The sequence below is a fragment of the Klebsiella sp. BIGb0149 genome (assembly GCF_004362605.1).
Taxonomy (GTDB): Bacteria; Pseudomonadota; Gammaproteobacteria; order Enterobacterales; family Enterobacteriaceae; genus Klebsiella; species Klebsiella terrigena.
In genome coordinates, this window is record NZ_SNYG01000001.1 from 1,332,304 (window position 1) to 1,349,947 (window position 17,644).

The 17,644-nt window shown below is 61.8% G+C and carries 17 protein-coding genes; 12 read left to right on the plus strand and 5 right to left on the minus strand.

The features are described from left to right. Window positions 1–52: 52 nt before the first annotated feature. On the minus strand, window positions 53–958 hold the full coding sequence (locus EDF75_RS06370) for an SDR family oxidoreductase (protein WP_133597847.1): 906 nt from the start codon (window positions 956–958) through the stop codon (window positions 53–55). Between the two features lie 97 nt (window positions 959–1,055). On the opposite strand from EDF75_RS06370, the gene EDF75_RS06375 reads away from it, so the two are divergent. Beyond that, window positions 1,056–1,898 carry a helix-turn-helix transcriptional regulator gene (locus EDF75_RS06375; RefSeq protein WP_133597849.1) on the plus strand — a complete coding sequence of 281 codons (843 nt, stop codon included), beginning with the start codon at window positions 1,056–1,058 and terminating at the stop codon, window positions 1,896–1,898. Here the strand turns inward: EDF75_RS06375 and EDF75_RS06380 are convergent. Beyond that, the gene (locus EDF75_RS06380; RefSeq protein ID WP_133597851.1) at window positions 1,864–4,206 is read right to left on the minus strand and encodes a helix-turn-helix domain-containing protein; all 2,343 of its coding nucleotides are present in this window, start codon (window positions 4,204–4,206) and stop codon (window positions 1,864–1,866) included. The two genes, EDF75_RS06375 and EDF75_RS06380, sit on opposite strands and share 35 nt — an antisense overlap. A 173-nt stretch (window positions 4,207–4,379) precedes the next feature. On the opposite strand from EDF75_RS06380, the gene EDF75_RS06385 reads away from it, so the two are divergent. Both EDF75_RS06385 and EDF75_RS06390 read left to right on the plus strand, forming a co-directional pair. After that, the gene (locus EDF75_RS06385; RefSeq protein WP_133597853.1) at window positions 4,380–5,549 is read left to right on the plus strand and encodes a M20 aminoacylase family protein; all 1,170 of its coding nucleotides are present in this window, start codon (window positions 4,380–4,382) and stop codon (window positions 5,547–5,549) included. A gap of 25 nt (window positions 5,550–5,574) precedes the next feature. Continuing rightward, window positions 5,575–6,966, plus strand: a complete 1,392-nt coding sequence (locus EDF75_RS06390; RefSeq protein ID WP_133597855.1) for an MFS transporter — start codon at window positions 5,575–5,577, stop codon at window positions 6,964–6,966. Here the strand turns inward: EDF75_RS06390 and pspF are convergent. Then, window positions 6,957–7,946 (minus strand): phage shock protein operon transcriptional activator, encoded by a 990-nt coding sequence (gene pspF, locus EDF75_RS06395; RefSeq protein WP_166646125.1) that lies wholly within the window; start codon window positions 7,944–7,946, stop codon window positions 6,957–6,959. The genes EDF75_RS06390 and pspF overlap by 10 nt on opposite strands. A 152-nt stretch (window positions 7,947–8,098) precedes the next feature. Between pspF and pspA the strand changes: the two genes are divergently transcribed. The 8 genes from pspA to EDF75_RS06435 all read left to right on the plus strand — a co-directional run bounded on the left by pspA (window position 8,099) and on the right by EDF75_RS06435 (window position 15,160). Then, on the plus strand, window positions 8,099–8,764 hold the full coding sequence (gene pspA / locus EDF75_RS06400; RefSeq protein ID WP_041147594.1) for a phage shock protein PspA: 666 nt from the start codon (window positions 8,099–8,101) through the stop codon (window positions 8,762–8,764). A gap of 128 nt (window positions 8,765–8,892) precedes the next feature. Beyond that, complete coding sequence (pspB, locus tag EDF75_RS06405; protein ID WP_041145218.1) at window positions 8,893–9,117, plus strand: envelope stress response membrane protein PspB; 225 nt, start codon at window positions 8,893–8,895, stop codon at window positions 9,115–9,117. Then, window positions 9,117–9,476, plus strand: a complete 360-nt coding sequence (pspC, locus tag EDF75_RS06410; RefSeq protein WP_133597859.1) for an envelope stress response membrane protein PspC — start codon at window positions 9,117–9,119, stop codon at window positions 9,474–9,476. The genes pspB and pspC overlap by 1 nt, the downstream gene beginning before the upstream one ends. Before the next feature lie 18 nt (window positions 9,477–9,494). Next, on the plus strand, window positions 9,495–9,713 hold the full coding sequence (gene pspD / locus EDF75_RS06415; protein WP_095097140.1) for a phage shock protein PspD: 219 nt from the start codon (window positions 9,495–9,497) through the stop codon (window positions 9,711–9,713). A 121-nt stretch (window positions 9,714–9,834) separates the two neighbouring features. Then, window positions 9,835–11,232 carry a YcjX family GTP-binding protein gene (locus EDF75_RS06420; RefSeq protein ID WP_132510733.1) on the plus strand — a complete coding sequence of 466 codons (1,398 nt, stop codon included), beginning with the start codon at window positions 9,835–9,837 and terminating at the stop codon, window positions 11,230–11,232. Next, on the plus strand, window positions 11,229–12,290 hold the full coding sequence (locus tag EDF75_RS06425; RefSeq protein ID WP_133597861.1) for a YcjF family protein: 1,062 nt from the start codon (window positions 11,229–11,231) through the stop codon (window positions 12,288–12,290). The genes EDF75_RS06420 and EDF75_RS06425 overlap by 4 nt, the downstream gene beginning before the upstream one ends. A gap of 189 nt (window positions 12,291–12,479) precedes the next feature. Beyond that, entirely contained in the window at window positions 12,480–14,021 is a 1,542-nt protein-coding gene (gene tyrR, locus EDF75_RS06430; protein ID WP_133597863.1) for a transcriptional regulator TyrR, read from the plus strand. 68 nt (window positions 14,022–14,089) lie between these two features. Then, window positions 14,090–15,160 carry an AbrB family transcriptional regulator gene (locus tag EDF75_RS06435; RefSeq protein WP_045855095.1) on the plus strand — a complete coding sequence of 357 codons (1,071 nt, stop codon included), beginning with the start codon at window positions 14,090–14,092 and terminating at the stop codon, window positions 15,158–15,160. Window positions 15,161–15,217: 57 nt separating this feature from the next. Here the strand turns inward: EDF75_RS06435 and tpx are convergent, their stop codons facing one another. Then, window positions 15,218–15,724: a thiol peroxidase gene (tpx, locus tag EDF75_RS06440; protein ID WP_041145224.1), complete on the minus strand. Its 507-nt coding sequence runs from the start codon at window positions 15,722–15,724 to the stop codon at window positions 15,218–15,220. 103 nt (window positions 15,725–15,827) lie between these two features. Here tpx and ycjG point away from each other — a divergent pair, with 103 nt between their 5' ends. Next, the gene (gene ycjG / locus EDF75_RS06445) at window positions 15,828–16,793 is read left to right on the plus strand and encodes an L-Ala-D/L-Glu epimerase (RefSeq protein ID WP_133597865.1); all 966 of its coding nucleotides are present in this window, start codon (window positions 15,828–15,830) and stop codon (window positions 16,791–16,793) included. On the opposite strand, the gene mpaA is transcribed toward ycjG, so the two are convergent. Continuing rightward, window positions 16,784–17,497: a murein tripeptide amidase MpaA gene (gene mpaA / locus EDF75_RS06450; RefSeq protein WP_133597867.1), complete on the minus strand. Its 714-nt coding sequence runs from the start codon at window positions 17,495–17,497 to the stop codon at window positions 16,784–16,786. The two genes, ycjG and mpaA, sit on opposite strands and share 10 nt — an antisense overlap. Window positions 17,498–17,644 lie beyond the last annotated feature (147 nt).

A 17,644-nucleotide genomic window follows, 5' to 3' on the forward strand; every position in this document is an offset into this window, starting at 1 on the left:
GAGGGGCCGCGGAGCGCGGTAAAGCGGGAAGGCGACGGCAGCTCGCCTGCGCTTATCGTGACGTTGTCACGCTTCGGTAGTCCATATTCTGCAAATCGTCGAGCAGCGTTGGGCCCTGTGGCTGCCAGCCGAGCTGCTGGCGGGTCAGGGCGGAAGTAGCGCGTAAATCCATATTGGCAAAGGCGGCAAACCAGCCGAAATGCGCAGCAGATTGTTCGGCGCTTAACGATTTAAGTGGAATGCCCAGCTTTTCAGCCACCACGTTGGCAATCAGCCTTGAGGGCACCGCTTCCTCGTCAACGGCATGATAGCGCCGACCTTTCTCACCTCGTTCCAGCACCCGCAGATACAGCCGGGCCACATCGTCAATATGCCCGGCTGACCAGCAGTTATTGCCCTCGCCGACGATCGCTGCGACCCCTTTTTCGGCGGCCTGCTGAATATAGTACGTCAGCAGTCCCTGGCGGACGGTGTCATGGACCTGCGGCAGGCGCACCACCCGTACGTCCACGCCGGCTTCCAGCAGCTGGTTGCCGGCGAGTTCTGAGGCCACGCGCGGGTTTGGGTGGGCGGGATTGAAGTTTAACTCACTCGCCGGCTCTCCGTCGTCGGCGTCGCCCATGGCGGTGCCTGAAGTGATAATCAGGGGGCAACGCCGGCCCGCCAGCGCGTTACCGATGGCGAGAATGACCCGACGGTCTTTTTCGCAGTTGGCGACAAAGCGGCTGAAATCATGATCGAAGGCGGTGTGGATCACCGCATCGGCGGCGCTCACTGCCGCCAGCAGCGTTTCGGGATTGTCCAGCGTGCCGGCCTGCACCTCAGCGCCGGCGGCCTTCAGGGCAGCGGCGCTGGCGTCAGAGCGCGCGAGGCCGATGACCTGATGTCCGGCGGCCTGCAGTTCTTTGAGAATACGCGAGCCGATAAAACCGGTCGCGCCGGTGAGAAAAATTCGCATGATCTACCTCCAGAATGAGTATCCAGGCTATGGTAGTCTTAACGCGATACTATAAAAGTAGAGACATTATCAGGGTATAAAAACTAACAGGCTAACCATGACCGACTCCTCAACCCATGCACTTGGTGAATTTTTGCGGGCGCGGCGCTTACGCCTCGACCCAACCGCGTTTGGCTTTCAGGCCGGCCGACGGCGCACGCCCGGGCTGCGGCGGGAAGAGGTCGCCCAGCTCGCCAGTATCAGCCCGACCTGGTATACCTGGCTGGAGCAGGGGCGCGGCGGCGCCCCGTCCCGGGAGGTGCTTAGCCGCATTGCCGGCGGGCTAAGGCTAACGACCCCGGAGCGCGACCATCTGTTTATCCTGGCGTTCGGGCATTTGCCGGAGTCCCGAGTAACCGTCAGCGACGATATCACTCCGCGCCTGCAGCGCGTGCTTGATGTCCTCCAGGTGCCGGCGATTATCAAAACGGCAACCTGGGACGTTATTGCGTGGAACCACGCTGCGGCCTGCATTCTGACCGACTACGGGCAGCTGCCGCTGGCCGAGCGTAACATTCTGCGCCGGCTGTTCACCAACCCCCAGGCCCGCGGCGCGCTGGAAGAGTGGCACGCCGTCGCCCGGCTTATCGTCAGCGCCTTTCGCGCTGACGTCGCGCGGGTGGGTGCTTCTCCAGACACCGATCGGCTGATTGCCGAACTTTCCCACCAAAGCCCGGAGTTTGACGCCTACTGGCGGAGTAACGATGTCGCCGGGCACGGGGAAGGGTTTAAGCGCATGCACCACCCGCAGATAGGGATGATTGAGCTGGAATTCTCGACCTTTAGCGTCGAGGGGCGCGCGGATCTGAACATGATGGTTTTCAATCCGGCCAGCGAAGAGAGCCGGATTAAAATCGCCGCCCGGGTCAGGGAGCAGAAGCCACAGGCGGAAACCCGATAGGCTCTTCGTTCAGCGGCGAGAATTCATACAGCACCAGCGCGTTGCTTTGCAGAGAATCAACGCGATGCCAGCCCGACTGCGGGCTCTCCTCGGCGACGCTCAGCGCCGGGCGCGCGTGGTGCATCAGCCAGCCGTAGTCTTCGTCATCCGGCCCGCTGCGGCTGCGAAACGCTTCAAACAGCGGAAACAGCGCCCCGTGATGCTGGTCAAACAGATGTTGTTTAATCCGCCAGCGCCCGGCCAGGCCAAGCAGCTGAATGCTGTAGGGCTGGCTGAAGCGCTGGGTAAAGGTCTCTTCGCTGGAGAGCCAGGGGTTGAACACGACCGTATTGCGCAGCAGCAGCTGATAGTGCCCGTTATGGCGCAGCAGCAGCAGGTTTTTATCCGTAACCAGCACTTCGCCGCGCAGGCGCCGCCACAGCCACAGAACCCAGTAAACCGGACGCGGCAGGCCGTGAAGGTAGTGCAGGGCCAGGCTGGAGGTGTCCAGCCTGCCGTTAGCGCGCGCCTCGCCCTGCAGGCCTGAATTGAGCCAGAATCCCGCCAGCCACACCCGATCGGCCAGCCCCAGCAGATTATCCATCAGCAGCGCGCCGCGAAAGAAGCGGCCGTTGGTGTCGCGGGTGTTGCCGGTAAGCGTATTCCACGACAGCAGCCACAGGGGAAGCGCGAGCTGGCGCTGGCGCAGGGCGGCCTGGATCTGCCGCAGCTTGTGCACCGGATAGCTCTCGCTGGAGGCTAGCCTGCTGCTATCCAGCTGCGCCAGATCCAGCAGCTCGTTGGCGTCGGCCTGGCAGGCGAGAAAATCGGCTTCGGCGAGGATCGGCGAAGCAAGAAAAGGATCGTCGCTCGTCGCCTCTTCGCTAAAGCGGTGCCAGACGCCCAGCTGCGGCTGCGGCAGTAAAGCCTGCAGCGTTTCACGCTGCTGCCGCCACGCGTGCAGGCGCGCCTCTTCGCTGGCCTGGGGCGACCAGTGCCATACAAAGCGCCAGCTGGCGAGCGTGGCGGGGGAGAAATGGTTAGCTGCGAGGCGTAAGAAGCGCTGGAGCAGGTCGCAGCGGGTGGTCAGTCCGGTATGTAAAATCACTCCCCAGCCCATTTTTGCCAGCCAGCTGAAAATGCGCTGCAGATTATACCAGCAGGCGTAGCCCGCCATCTGCGGGTCGTCCCAGCCGGTGCCGAACAGCCGGCTGCTGAGAAAAGGGTCGTTAATATCGATGGCGTAAATCGGCAGGCTGCCGTGCAGCTGCTCGAGCTCGCGGCGCACGTCTTCGCGCAGTAAATCGTCGAGCTCGCGAACGGTGACGACCATCCGGGTATGGCGCAGCGGCGCCGTGCGCTCGGGAAACTGGCGGATATCAATCTGGCGCGTCTGCTGGGGATTGAGCAGCAGCGGCGGGCTGTCCCAGCCTTTTATCTCCGGCTCGTTTAGCCGGGCGTAGAGCCGCTCGACGGCCACCGGCTGCCAGTCGTCGCCGGCCCCGGCGCGCGGGCGGGCTGTATCCGCCGTCGGCTGCGGGCGCTGCTGGCGATACTGCCGCGGCGTCAGGCCGTGCTGGCGTTTAAACAGATCGCTCATCATACGGGTGCTGGCAAAACCGTGCTCCTGAGCGACCTGCTGCACCGTTTTACGGGTGCTGATAAGCTGCTCGGCGGCTTTGTTCAGGCGCAGCGCGGTGATGTACTGCACAAAGCTCATGCCGACCTCTTTGTGAAACAGACGCGACAGCCAGGCTTCGGAGACAAACTCGGCGGCGGCGACCTCGTGCAGCGATAGCCGGTGCCGGTAGCTGGCCTCTATGCGCGCGACGACCCGGGCTATCCGCCGGCTCCAGTTCTCCGTCCCGCGCCTCGTGCCGGCGGCGATCGGCTGCGTAAAGCGGGTGGCCAGCAGCAGAACGATTTCGCTCAGCCAGCGGTTGGCCTCAAGGCGATAGCGGGGCTGGTGGTTCACCAGCTCGATCACCAGCAGCTGGCGCATCAGGCGGCGCAGGCTATCGTCGGCGTCGCGGGTATCGAGGGAAGTTTGGTAGTCGAAGGTAAAAAAATCACCGTCGAGGCGCGTCAGCCAGCTGCCGGAGAGCGTCAGAACCATCACCGCGTTGGGCTCGCGGCTGCTCAGACGCCAGGGGCGGTTGCGGTTCACTATTTTCAGCCGATCGGCATCCAGCTGCTGATGCTCCTCGCCGTCATGCAGGCTGACGCAGCCCTGCAGCGTCCACAGCAGCGTCAGCGCGTCGCCCTCCGGCTGGCTGAGCTGACGAATATCGCGAACCGCGACGCTAAAGTCGCCTGAATGATGTTCCACCGTCGTCTCCTGGCAAGGACAAAAAACTGCGTGTTATTTTTTGTCATAACCGATTTATATGAAAAACACTTCTCAATATCCCGTCAATATAAAACAAAAAACGGCGTATTAAAGCCGGTCCGGCAGCATAAACTCGAAAGTGTCGCGCAAACACAACAACAGGAATAATAAAAATGACACATCCCCTTATTGAAGCACTACAGGTTAATGAAGCGCAGTTTATTGCCCTCCGTCGTCGCTTTCACCAGCAGCCGGAAATCGGTTTTGCAGAGCATAAAACCAGCGATGAGGTCGCCCGGCTGCTTGGCCAGTGGGGCTATGAGGTGCACCGCGGCCTGGCCGGGACCGGCGTGGTCGGTACGCTAAAAGCCGGCAACGGCGAGCGTCGCCTTGGCCTGCGGGCGGATATGGACGCGCTGCCGATGCAGGAGGCCAGCGGGAAAGCGTGGGCCAGCCAGGTCGACGGCCGCTTTCATGGCTGCGGACATGACGGGCATACCACCACCTTACTCTACGCCGCCGAGTATCTGGCGCGCACCCGTCGGTTCAACGGCACGCTGCACCTGATTTTCCAGCCGGCGGAGGAGCTGCTGTACGGCGGTCGGGTGATGGTTGAGGACGGGCTGTTCGATAAGTTTCCCTGCGACACCATTTTTGGCCTGCACAACATGCCGGGGCAGACGCTGGGGAAAATCGGCCTGCGCGACGGCGCGATGATGGCCTCTTCAGACACGCTGCATATCGAGGTAAAAGGCGTTGGCGGCCACGGCGCGGTGCCGGAGCATACCGTCGATGCAACCCTGGTGGCCTGCCACATCACGCTGGCGCTGCAGTCCATCGTGTCGCGCAACGTCACGCCGTTTGAGCCAGCGGTGGTGACCGTCGGCAGCATTCAGGCCGGGCATGCGCCGAATATTATCAACGACAAGGTGCTGATGAAGCTGACGGTACGCACGCTGAATGAAGAGGTGCGTGAAACCGTGCTGCAGCGGATCCACGATATTGCCGTCGCGCAGGCGGAAAGCTTTAACGCCACCGCCACGCTGACGCACGTCAACGGCAGCCCGGTGCTCAGAAACGATCCTGCCGCCAACGAAAGCGTGCGCAAGGTGGCGACGTCGCTGTTCGGCGCCGGGCTGGTCGGGGAGGTGAAGCCGTTTATGGGCAGCGAGGATTTTGCCTTTATGCTCGAGCACAATCCGCACGGCTGCTACTTCACCATCGGCGCCGGGGATGAAGCGGAGCGCTGCATGGTGCATAACCCCGGCTACGACTTCAACGACGAGATCCTTCTCCCGGGCGCGGCGCTGTGGTGCGGCCTGACGGAAGAGTATCTGCGTTAATCACCTGCGACGGGAGATCCTTATTATGAGTTCCGTATCTTTGAACGCAACGTCGTTCGTCGGTACCGATCGCCTGCTGGCGGGTATCGTTCTCAGCGTGCTGACGTTCTGGCTGTTTGCCCAGTCGGTGATTAACGTCGTTCCGGCGATGAAAAGCAGCCTCGATATTTCCCTCGAAACCCTGACCCTGGCGGTCAGCCTCAGCGCGCTGTTCAGCGGCTGTTTTGTGGTGGCCAGCGGCGGGCTGGCGGATAAATTTGGCCGGATGCGCATGACCCATCTGGGCCTGGGGCTAAGTATTGTCGGCAGCGCGCTGCTGGTGGTGGCCCAGGGGCCGGGGCTGTTTCTGACGGGCCGCGTGCTGCAGGGGCTATCGGCGGCCTGCATTATGCCGGCCACCCTGGCGCTGATTAAAACCTGGTATGAAGGGAAGGCGCGCCAGCGGGCGGTGAGCTTCTGGGTGATTGGCTCCTGGGGCGGCAGCGGCCTGTGTTCATTCGTCGGCGGCGCGATTGCTACCGGCCTTGGCTGGCGCTGGATTTTCGTCTTTTCCATCGTCGTGGCGCTGGCGGCTCTGCTGCTGCTCCGCGGAACGCCGGAAAGCCGCAGCCAAAGCGCGCAGCGGCAGAAGCTGGATCTCAGCGGTCTGCTGACGCTGATTGTCTCGCTGGTGCTGCTGAATTTGTTTATCAGCAAAGGGCATAGCTGGGGCTGGGGCAGCGGGCTGTCGCTGGCGCTGCTGGCCGGCTCGCTGGTTTCGGGCGGCTATTTTATCCTCAGCGGACGGCGCAAGGGCGACGCGGCGCTGATCGATTTTGCGCTGTTTCGCAATCGCGCCTACGGGGCGGCGGTGCTGTCGAACTTTATGCTCAACGGCGCTATCGGCACCATGATGATTACCAGCATCTGGCTCCAGAAGGGCCACAACATGACCCCGCTGGAGACCGGGATGATGACGCTGGGCTATCTGCTCACCGTGCTGGTCATGATTCGCGTCGGGGAGAAGCTGCTGCAGCGCTACGGCGCGCGGCTGCCGATGATGAGCGGCCCCCTTTTCACCGCCGTTGGGATCCTGCTTATCTCCTGCACCTTTCTCGATAAATCGCTCTATATCGTGACCGTCTTTTTTAGCAACGTGCTGTTTGGCCTCGGGCTGGGCTGCTACGCGACGCCGTCGACGGACACCGCGGTGGTTAATGCGCCGGAGAACAAAGTCGGGGTGGCCTCCGGTATTTACAAAATGGGCAGCTCGCTGGGGGGCGCGATGGGTATAGCCGTGACAGCGTCACTTTTCGCGCTGTTCCTGCCCCTCGGCATGGCCAGCGCCGCGCAGTACGCGCTGTGGTTCAACGCGGCGCTGTGCCTGGGGTCGACGGCGGTCAGCGCCCTGATGCTGCCGAGAACGGTTCAGAGCTGATGCTTTTTGAGCAGCGCCCGCAGCTGGTGGTAGGTGAGCCCTAGCAGATCCGCCGCCTGCTTCTGATTGTACTTTGCCTGCAGCAGGCTGGACTGCAGCAGGCTTTTTTCCTGCTCCTGCTGAAAAGCGCGCAGATCCAGCGGCAGCGCGGGGCCGTCCGGGGTTTGCTCCGCGACGGCTGGCAGAGGCTGCTGCGGCTGAAAGGGATTGATAATAATGTTATCCAGCTCGCTGTCGCTGGTGCCGTGGCGATACACCGAGCGCTCCACCACGTTTTTCAGCTCGCGGATATTGCCCGGCCAGCGGTAGCCCAGCAGCGTTGCGGTCGCCCGCTCGCTAAAGCCCGGAAACAGCGGCAGCCCCAGCTCCCGGCACATCTGAATGGCGAACTGGTTTGCCAGCAGCATAATGTCGCTTTGCCTTTGGCGCAGCGGCGGCAGCTGCACCACGTCGAAGGCCAGGCGGTCGAGGAGATCGGCGCGAAAATGACCGTTTTCAACCATCTGCGGCAGATCGGCGTTGGTGGCGCACACCAGCCGCACGTTGACCTGCAGCGGCTGGCTGCCGCCCACGCGCTCCAGCTCCCCGTACTCAATTACCCGCAGCAGCTTTTCCTGTACCAGCATCGGGGCGGTTGCCAGCTCATCAAGAAAGAGGGTCCCGCCGTCGGCGCGTTCAAAGCGTCCCGGATGGCGCTTGCTGGCTCCGGTAAACGCCCCGGCTTCGTGGCCAAATAGCTCGGAATCCAGCAGATTTTCATTCAGCGCGGCGCAGTTGAGGGAGATAAACGGCCCCTGCCAGCGGGATGAGAGAAAGTGCAGACGGTTCGCGATAAGCTCTTTACCGGTCCCGCGTTCGCCAATCACCAGCACCGGCTTATCCAGCGGCGCCAGTCGTGAGACCTGCTCCAGCACCTCAAGAAAGCTGTTGGCTTCGCCGAGCAGGTTGTCCTTGTATTCCGCCATGATGAAATTCGCCATTTAGTCGTGTGATTCACCAGGTTACTTTAGCAACCCGCTGAGCATATAACAACCATGCCTTTTAAAATCAACGAGATAAAAAACTGGCACGCTATTTGTATTAGTCTCTGCACAGGCCGTTGCCTGATAACAGAACTATGAGGATTGAAATTATGGGTATTTTTTCTCGTTTTGCCGACATCGTGAACGCCAACATCAACTCTCTGCTGGAGAAAGCGGAGGATCCGCAGAAGCTGGTTCGCCTGATGATCCAGGAGATGGAGGATACGCTGGTTGAAGTCCGCTCGACTTCGGCGCGCGCGCTGGCGGAAAAGAAACAGCTGAGCCGCCGCATTGAGCAGGCGCTCGCGCAGCAGGCCGAATGGCAGGAAAAAGCCGAGCTGGCGCTGCGTAAAGATAAAGACGATCTCGCCCGGGCGGCGCTGATGGAAAAACAGAAGCTGACCGACCTTATCGGCAGCCTGGAAAATGAGGCGCAGCTGGTTGATGAAACCCTGGCGCGGATGAAAAAAGAGATCGGCGAGCTGGAGAACAAGCTTAGCGAAACGCGCGCTCGTCAGCAGGCTCTGACCCTGCGTCACCAGGCGGCCAGCTCGTCCCGCGACGTGCGTCGTCAGCTGGACAGCGGTAAAATTGATGAAGCGATGGCGCGTTTTGAATCCTTCGAACGCCGCATCGATCAGATGGAAGCGGAAGCGGAAAGCCACGGCTTCGGCAAGCAAAAATCGCTGGACCAGCAGTTTGCCGACCTGAAGGCTGACGACGAAATCAGCGAACAGCTGGCGGCGTTGAAAAGCAAAATGAATCAAAATAACTGATGACCTACGCAAAATCCTTCAGGCCGCGCTGCCAGTCACAAGACCAGGGCAGGCGATACCGCCAGCCTGAAGGATCAAGCGTCGCGGCGCCGTAGCGCGCCGCCGCTCACTCACTGTAAGGAGTACACATGAGTACGCTTTTTATTGCCATACCCCTGACGTTATTTGTGCTGTTCGTTTTGCCGGTGTGGCTTTGGCTGCACTACAACAATCGCTCTGCCAGCGGCAGCCTGTCGCAGAATGAACAGCAGCGCCTGCTGCAGCTGACCGATGACGCGAAGCGCATGCGCGAACGGATTCAGACGCTGGAAGACATTCTTGATGCCGAGCATCCAAACTGGAGGGACAAATAATGGCCGGACTCGATTTGAGTAAAAAACTGTGGCGAATTCCCCAGCGCGGCATGGTGAAGGGCGTTTGCGCCGGGATCGCGCACTACCTTGATGTGCCGGTTAAGCTGGTGCGTTTGATAACCGTCCTGGCGATGATTTTTGGTCTCTTTTTCTTTGTGGTGGTGGCATACATTATCCTGACGTTCGCCCTCGATCCGATACCGGAAAACGAGCTGAACGGCGAGAAAGTCCCGGCCAGCGGCGAGCTGCTCGCCGAGGCGGATCGCGAGCTGGCGGCCAGCGAGCGGCGCCTGCGGGAAATGGAGCGCTACGTCACCTCCGACACCTTTACCCTGCGCAGCCGCTTTCGTCAGCTGTAGCTTAACCTGAGGTTACCTATGAACATCAAATGGCAGCAGGCAGGACAAAAAGTAAAACCGGGTCTGAAAATCGCCGGCCGGCTGGTGCTGCTGACCGCGCTGCGCTATGGCCCGGCGGGCGTTGCCGGCTGGGCAATCAAGTCGGTTGCGCGTCGGCCGGTGAAAATGCTGCTGGCGGTTGCTCTCGAGCCGCTGCTCAGCCGCCTGGCAAACCGCTTAACCCGCAACATGAAGTAGCGGGCGGGGATCGTAGTGCCGCACTTTATAACTTCTCGGCTTATCCCCACCTAATGGCTTATGATTAAAGCACTTTCTTCAAAGCACTAGCCTGAAATATTACGGATAGCATGGGATGGCAATGAAGCGACTTAAAACTGAATTCAATGCGCTGGTCAACCGTGGCGTTGACCGGCACCTGCGTCTGGCCGTTACCGGCCTTAGCCGCAGCGGCAAGACCGCGTTTATCACCGCGCTGGTCAACCAGCTGCTGAATATCCACTCCGGCGCGCGCCTGCCGCTGCTCAGCGCGGTCAGGGAAGAGCGCCTTCTGGGCGTCAAGCGCGTCCCGCAGCGCGACTTCGGCATTCCGCGTTTTACCTATGATGAAGGGCTGGCTCAGCTCTACGGCTCGCCGCCGATGTGGCCGACGCCGACCCGCGGCGTCAGCGAGATCCGCTTGGCGCTGCGCTACCGCTCCGGCGAGTCGCTGCTGCGCCACTTCAAGGATACCTCCACGCTGTATCTGGAAATCGTCGACTACCCCGGCGAATGGCTGCTGGATTTACCCATGCTGGCGCAGGACTACCTCGGCTGGTCGCGGCAAATGACCGGGCTGCTGCAGGGCCAGCGCGCGGAGTGGTCGGCGCGCTGGCGCCAGCTGTGCGAAGGGTTGGATCCGCTGGCGCCGGCCGATGAAAACCGGCTGGCGGAGATTGCCGCCGCCTGGACCGACTATCTGCACGCCTGCAAGCGCGAAGGGCTGCACTTTATTCAGCCGGGGCGCTTCGTGCTGCCCGGCGATATGGCCGGCGCGCCGGCGCTGCAGTTCTTCCCATGGCCGGACGTGGACGCCGTCGGCGAAGCCCGGCTGGCTCAGGCGGACAAGCACACTAACGCCGGGATGCTGCGCGAGCGCTTCAGATATTACTGCGAGAAGGTGGTTAAGGGCTTCTACAAGGACCATTTTCTGCGCTTTGACCGCCAGATTGTGCTGGTGGACTGCCTGCAGCCGCTGAACAGCGGGCCGCAGGCCTTCAACGATATGCGCCTCGCGCTGACCCAGCTGATGCAAAGCTTTCACTACGGCCAGCGGACGCTGTTCCGCCGCCTGTTCTCCCCGGTGATTGATAAGCTGCTGTTTGCGGCGACCAAGGCCGATCACGTGACCGTCGATCAGCATGCCAACATGGTGTCGCTGCTGCAGCAGCTAATTCAGGACGCGTGGCAAAATGCGGCCTTCGAAGGGATTAGCATGGACTGCCTGGGGCTGGCGTCGATTCAGGCCACCCAGGGCGGGCTGATTGCGGTCAACGGCGAGAACATTCCCGCGCTGCGCGGCGATCGGCTGAGCGATGGCCAGCCGCTGACCATCTATCCCGGCGAAGTGCCTGCGCGCCTGCCGGGCCAGGCGTTCTGGCAGCAGCAGGGCTTTCAGTTTGAGAATTTCCGCCCGCGGGTGATGGATGTCGATAAGCCGCTGCCGCATATTCGCCTGGACGCGGCGCTTGAGTTTTTGATTGGAGATAAATTGCGATGAGCGAACCGTTAAAACCGCGTCTTGATTTCAACGGACCGCTGCAGGCGGAGCCTGGCGAGGCGCTAAAGTCTGCCCGCGCGTTTGCCGGCGCTGACGCAGAAAAGTTTGCCCCGGCGCGGGTTGACCTGCTGACAGAAGACGAAGAGGGCACCGCGGAAGCGGTGGTGGAATCGGTTCTGCGGCCGAAGCGCAGCCTGTGGCGGCGGATGGTCAGCGCCGGGCTGGCGATATTTGGCGTCAGCGTGGTGGCGCAGGGCGTGCAGTGGACGATGACCGCATGGCAGACGCAGGACTGGATTGCGCTCGGCGGCTGCGCGGCCGGGGCGCTGATCGTTGGGGCGGGCGTCGGTTCCGTTGCCACCGAATGGCGGCGCCTGTGGCGGCTGCGCCAGCGCGCCCACGAGCGCGACGAGGCCCGCGACCTGATGCACAGCCATGCGGTAGGAAAAGGGCGGGCGTTTTGCGAAAAGCTTGCCCAGCAGGCGGGGCTCGATCAGGCGCACCCGGCTCTCCAGCGCTGGTATGCCGCGATCCACGAAACGCAAAGCGATCGTGAAGTTGTAAGCCTGTATGCACAGCTGGTTCAGCCGGTGCTGGATGCCCAGGCGCGGCGCGAAATCAGCCGATCGGCGGCGGAATCGACGCTGATGATCGCCGTCAGCCCGCTGGCGCTGGTGGATATGGCGTTTATCGCCTGGCGTAATTTACGCCTGATTAACCGGATTGCCACGCTGTACGGCATCGAGCTGGGCTACTACAGCCGCCTGCGCCTGTTCCGTCTGGTGCTGCTGAATATCGCCTTCGCCGGCGCCAGCGAGCTGGTGCGGGAGGTTGGAATGGACTGGATGTCGCAGGATCTGGCGGCCAGGCTATCGGCCCGCGCGGCGCAAGGCATCGGTGCCGGGCTGCTCACCGCGCGGCTGGGGATCAAAGCGATGGAGCTGTGCCGCCCGCTGCCGTGGATCGCTGACGATAAGCCGCGGCTGGGGGATTTCCGCCGCGAGCTGATCGGTCAGCTGAAAGAGACGCTGCAAAAAAGCAAAGCCCGCCCGGAATAACCTTCTTAGCCGATCTGGCCGTCGCTCCCCGGCGGCCAGCGGCGCATTCTCGCTTTTCTTCGCTCGCCTTTACGCCACAGCGGCCATTTTTCCGCCATACTGTCAATATTTGTTGACAGCTATCTTCACGCCAGCAAATAACTGTCCTATTATTCATCCGTCATTGGCCTTTTTAGGGTGAAAACTCCTATGCGTCTTGAAGTCTTTTGTGAGGACCGTCTTGGTCTGACCCGTGAATTGCTCGATTTGCTGGTGCTGCGGGGGATCGATCTCCGCGGTATAGACATCGACCCTATTGGCCGAATCTATCTTAATTTTGCCGAGCTGGAGTTCGCTAACTTTAGCAGCCTGATGGCGGAAATCCGCCGTATCGCCGGCGTTACCGACGTGCGCACCGTGCCGTGGATGCCGTCTGAGCGCGAGCATCTTGCGCTGTCGGCGCTGCTGGTGGCGATGCCGGAACCGGTGCTCTCGTTGGACACCAAAGGGAAAGTCGAGCTGGCGAACCCGGCCAGCTGCCAGCTTTTTGCGCAAAGCCAGGAGCGGCTGCGCAATCACCCGGTGGCCCAGCTAATTACCGATTTTAACATCCAGCGCTGGCTGGAAAGCAGCCCGCTGGAGTCGCACAGCGAGCATGTGGTGATCGGCGGACAGAACTTTGTGCTGGAGATTACGCCGGTCTATCTCGAAGGCGAGCACGGCGAACGCGTGCTCACCGGGGCGGTGGCAATGCTGCGTTCCACCGTGCGTATGGGGCGTCAACTGCAGACCATGACCACCCAGGATACCAGCGCGTTCAGCCAAATTCTCGCCGTCGGCCCGAAAATGCGCCACGTGGTTGAGCAGGCCCGCAAGCTGGCGATGCTCAGCGCGCCGCTGCTGATCGTCGGCGATACCGGTACCGGGAAAGACCTTCTGGCGCACGCCTGCCACCTCGCCAGCCCGCGGGCGAGCAAGCCCTATCTGGCGCTGAACTGCGGTTCTATCCCGGAAGACGCGGTGGAAAGCGAGCTGTTTGGCGATGCCATTCAGGGCAAAAAAGGCTTCTTTGAGCAGGCTAACGGCGGCTCGGTGCTGCTGGATGAGATCGGCGAAATGTCGCCGCGCATGCAAACGAAGCTGCTGCGTTTCCTTAACGACGGCACCTTCCGCCGGGTGGGGGAAGACCACGAGGTTCACGTCGACGTGCGGGTGATCTGCGCCACCCAGAAAAACCTCGTGGAGATGGTGCAGAAGGGGCTGTTCCGCGAAGATCTTTACTACCGCCTCAACGTCCTGACCCTGCATTTGCCGCCGCTGCGCGACTGCCCGCAGGATATCATTCCGCTGACCGAGCTGTTCGTCGCCCGCTTTGCCGACGAGCAGGGGATCCCGCGGCCGAAGCTCTCCGCCGACCTCAGTACGGTGCTGACCCGCTATAGCTGGCCTGGCAACGTTCGCCAGCTGAAGAACGCGGTTTATCGTGCGCTGACGCAGCTTGAGGGCTACGAAGTGCGGCCTCAGGATATCCTGCTGCCGGATAGCGACGTCGCCTCGCTGCCGGTAGGCGAAGAGGCGATGGAAGGTTCGCTGGACGATATTACCCGTCGCTTTGAGCGTTCCGTTCTGACCCAGCTTTATCGTAGCTTCCCGAGCACCCGTAAACTGGCGAAGCGTCTGGGGGTTTCCCATACCGCGATTGCCAATAAGCTGCGCGAGTACGGCCTCAGCCAGAAGAAGGGTGAGGAATAGAGCAGCCTCGTTGGCCGGCAGCATCGCCGTCGGCCAACGTACTGCAAACTTATTTTCCAGGATTTGAGATGGTAATGTCGCCTGGCCCGCTGCTGTCGTGGCTGAAACTCCTGACCCTCTCCGCCGCGCTGTCGTTTGTGCTGTTCTGGCTGCACCTGCCTGCGGCGCTGCTGCTTGGCCCGATGATCGCCGGCATTACCTTCAGCCTGCGCGGCGCGACAATCAGCGTACCTCGACCCTTTTTTATCGCCGCTCAGGCCATCATTGGCTGCATGATCGCCCTAACCCTCACTCCCTCAATTTTTGGCGTGCTGCTCGGCCACTGGCCGCTGGTGTTGTTTATTCTGTTCGCTACGCTGGCCTTCAGCGCGCTGGCCGGGTGGCTGCTGGTGCGCTACAGCTCGCTGCCCGGGGCGACCGGCGCGTGGGGCAGCTCGCCGGGCGGCGCCTCGGCGATGGTGGTCATGGCGCAGGATTACGGCGCCGACGTGCGGCTGGTGGCCTTAATGCAGTATCTGCGGGTGTTGTTCGTCGCCGGCGCGGCGGCGCTGGTGGTGCGCTTTGCCCCTGGCGGCGAGGCGCAGGAGATGAACCAGCAGATCGTCTGGTTTCCCGCCATCAGCGGGCAGCTGCCTTTGACGCTGCTGCTGACCGCCGCCGCGGGCTGGCTGGGCCTGCGCATGCGCTTTCCTTCCGGCGTGATGCTGCTGCCGATGCTGGCGGGGGCGCTGGTGCAGGGAGAGGGCTGGCTGATGCTGGAGCTGCCGGAATGGCTGCTGGCGCTGGCTTATGCCGCCGTTGGCTGGAGCGTTGGGCTAAAATTTAATCGGGCGATTTTTCTGCTGGCGCTAAAGACCCTGCCGCAGATCCTCGCCTCCATCATCGGCCTGATTTTACTCTGTTCGCTGATGGCGTTTGGCCTGACGCAGGTGCTGCCGCTCGATTTTATGACCGCCTATCTGGCGACCAGTCCCGGTGGCCTGGATACGGTGGCGATTATTGCGGCGGGAACGCGGGCCGATATGTCGTTTATCATGGCGATGCAGACCCTGCGCCTGTTCACCATCCTGTTGACCGGCCCGGCGATTGCGCGGTTTATCTCCCGCTATGCGCCGCGAAAAGAAAAAAGCCCCCGATAAACGAGGGCTTAGAACATGCGGGCCGGGCGTGAAGCGCGGTCCGGGGCAGAGGCCTGATTACGCTTTCAGCGCCGCCAGGGCCGCATCGTAGTCCGGCTCTTCGGTGATTTCATTCACCAGCTGGCTGTAAACAACCTGGTCATTCTCATCAACAACGACCACTGCGCGAGCGGCCAGACCGGCCAGCGGGCCAGCAGCAATGGCAACGCCGTAATCAGCCAGGAACTGCGGCGCGCGCAGGGTGGACAGGGTGACGACGTTGTTCAGGCCTTCAGCGCCGCAGAAGCGGGACTGAGCGAACGGCAGATCGGCGGAGATGCACAGCACAACGGTGTTGTTCAGCTCGGATGCCAGTTGGTTAAATTTACGTACCGATGCCGCGCACACGCCGGTATCGATGCTTGGGAAAATATTCAGTACTTTACGTTTGCCGGCGAACTGGCTCAGCGCGACGTCGGAGAGATCTTTGGCGACCAGCGTAAACGGCTGCGCGGCTGCGCCTGCCTGCGGAATGGTGCCCTGAACGGCAACGGGGTTGCCCTGGAAATGCACGGTTTGTGACATGTTTATCTTCCTGTTTACATATAGTTAACGTCACGGGTAGTGTATGACATCCGTTATCAGCACGGCAAATCCTATTTAACGTTTCCCCTGGAGGAACCTGGGAATGCGAAACCTGCGAGTGTACGAAGAAGCCTGGCCGCTACATACCCCGTTTGTGATTGCCCGCGGCAGCCGCAGCGAGGCGAAGGTAGTGGTGGTAGAGGTAGAAGAGAATGGCGTTAAGGGCGTCGGGGAGTGCACGCCGTACCCTCGCTATGGGGAGAGCATTGCCTCGGTTATGGCGCAAATTCTGACGATCGGCGAGCAGCTGGAAAGCGGCGCGACCCGCGAGCAGCTTCAGCATCTGCTGCCGGCGGGGGCGGCGCGCAACGCCGTCGACTGCGCATTGTGGGATCTGCAGGCGCGTAGCGTGGGCAAAAGCATTCCGCAACTGCTGGGGGTTGCGTTGCCGAACCGGGTGGTGACGGCGCAGACGGTGGTGATCGGCACCCCGGAGCAGATGGCGGCCAGCGCCGCGGCGCTGTGGGAAAAGGGCGCGCGCCTGCTGAAGGTCAAGCTGGACGATCGCCTTATCAGCGAACGGCTGATCGCCATTCGCAGCGCGGTGCCGGAGGCCACGCTGATTGTTGACGCCAATGAATCCTGGCACAGCGATGGCCTGGCGGCGCGCTGCCAGCTGCTGGCCGATATCGGGGTGGCGATGCTCGAGCAGCCGCTGCCGGCGGACGCCGATGAGGCGCTGGAGAATTTTATTCATCCGCTGCCCGTCTGTGCCGACGAGAGCTGCCACACCCGCGAGAGCCTGCCGCGGCTGCGCGGGCGCTATGAGATGGTGAACATCAAGCTCGATAAAACCGGTGGCCTGACCGAAGCGCTGTTCCTCGCGCAGGAGGCGGAGCAGCAGGGCTTTGAGCGCATGCTCGGCTGCATGCTCTGCACCTCGCGGGCGATTTCAGCGGCGCTGCCGCTGGCCCCGCTGGCGCGTTTCGCCGATCTCGATGGCCCGACCTGGCTGGCGGTTGACGTGGAGCCGGCGCTGCATTTCAGCACCGGCGTTCTTCATCTTTGAGAGTGCCAGCGTAGCAGGTCGATCATCGCCGGCAGGTAGGTTTCCGTGGCCTCGTCGGCGGATATCGGTGGGAATTCTGCGGTAATGCACGGCAGGCCGATATCGGCACACCAGCTGCCGAAAGAGCCGGGCGTTTCGTACCCGACGCTGCCGACCAGCGGCAGGGAGAACGCGTCGGCCAGCCACCGGCCGAGCTCGCTGTGGCCAGGATCCTCAATGCAGGCCAGCGGATCGTGAAACGAGACCACCCACGCCGGGTGGATCTGGTGGATCAGCTGACACAGAGCCTGGGTTTCCGGCTCTGAGCCGGGCTTTTCCCCGGTCAGCAGCACGACGTCGCGCTGCTCGGCCGCGCTGTTCCAGCGATAGACCGTTTCCCCTTCTTTCCAGTTTGCCGCGGGAAAATTACGATTGAGATCGATACCGCGCGCGTTGGCGCGCAGCCCGAGCTGGCAGCCGTCGGGGTTGACCGCCAGCACGACGTGATGGCGACGCAGTTCGGGCTTCAGGGTTCGAAGCGCGCAGGAGAGGGTGACCACCGACGAGTTTTCATCGCCGTGAGTGCCGGCAAGGATCAGGCCGCTGCGGCTATCGGCCAGCGGCGCGGGGAACCACAGCAGCGGCGCGCCAAGGTGCGACTGGCCGTAGCGCTGGGTGCCGGGCGGAAAGGCGCCGCGCTGGGTACGAGGACGAGAAACGGGCATAGGGCATCCTGTTAGCAGGTTATTTTCAGCAGTGTTGTGTAAAACCGCCCCGGAATCAAATAGTTTCCCTGGACGATGAAATCAGAATACGCATCAATTTTCTATCACAAGCCGTTTGCAATTTCAGGTGATGAAACAAATAATCAC

What these genes read in the sequence shown, in the direction of transcription:
- EDF75_RS06370 (WP_133597847.1), bottom strand. Translation starts at nt 958, where the DNA reads ATGCGAATTTTTCTCACCGGCGCGACCGGTTTTATCGGCTCGCGTATT.
- EDF75_RS06375 (WP_133597849.1), top strand. Translation starts at nt 1,056, where the DNA reads ATGACCGACTCCTCAACCCATGCACTTGGTGAATTTTTGCGGGCGCGG.
- EDF75_RS06385 (WP_133597853.1), top strand. Translation starts at nt 4,380, where the DNA reads ATGACACATCCCCTTATTGAAGCACTACAGGTTAATGAAGCGCAGTTT.
- EDF75_RS06390 (WP_133597855.1), top strand. Translation starts at nt 5,575, where the DNA reads ATGAGTTCCGTATCTTTGAACGCAACGTCGTTCGTCGGTACCGATCGC.
- pspF (WP_166646125.1), bottom strand. Translation starts at nt 7,946, where the DNA reads ATGGCGAATTTCATCATGGCGGAATACAAGGACAACCTGCTCGGCGAA.
- pspA (WP_041147594.1), top strand. Translation starts at nt 8,099, where the DNA reads ATGGGTATTTTTTCTCGTTTTGCCGACATCGTGAACGCCAACATCAAC.
- pspB (WP_041145218.1), top strand. Translation starts at nt 8,893, where the DNA reads ATGAGTACGCTTTTTATTGCCATACCCCTGACGTTATTTGTGCTGTTC.
- pspC (WP_133597859.1), top strand. Translation starts at nt 9,117, where the DNA reads ATGGCCGGACTCGATTTGAGTAAAAAACTGTGGCGAATTCCCCAGCGC.
- pspD (WP_095097140.1), top strand. Translation starts at nt 9,495, where the DNA reads ATGAACATCAAATGGCAGCAGGCAGGACAAAAAGTAAAACCGGGTCTG.
- EDF75_RS06420 (WP_132510733.1), top strand. Translation starts at nt 9,835, where the DNA reads ATGAAGCGACTTAAAACTGAATTCAATGCGCTGGTCAACCGTGGCGTT.
- EDF75_RS06425 (WP_133597861.1), top strand. Translation starts at nt 11,229, where the DNA reads ATGAGCGAACCGTTAAAACCGCGTCTTGATTTCAACGGACCGCTGCAG.
- tyrR (WP_133597863.1), top strand. Translation starts at nt 12,480, where the DNA reads ATGCGTCTTGAAGTCTTTTGTGAGGACCGTCTTGGTCTGACCCGTGAA.
- EDF75_RS06435 (WP_045855095.1), top strand. Translation starts at nt 14,090, where the DNA reads ATGGTAATGTCGCCTGGCCCGCTGCTGTCGTGGCTGAAACTCCTGACC.
- tpx (WP_041145224.1), bottom strand. Translation starts at nt 15,724, where the DNA reads ATGTCACAAACCGTGCATTTCCAGGGCAACCCCGTTGCCGTTCAGGGC.
- ycjG (WP_133597865.1), top strand. Translation starts at nt 15,828, where the DNA reads ATGCGAAACCTGCGAGTGTACGAAGAAGCCTGGCCGCTACATACCCCG.
- mpaA (WP_133597867.1), bottom strand. Translation starts at nt 17,497, where the DNA reads ATGCCCGTTTCTCGTCCTCGTACCCAGCGCGGCGCCTTTCCGCCCGGC.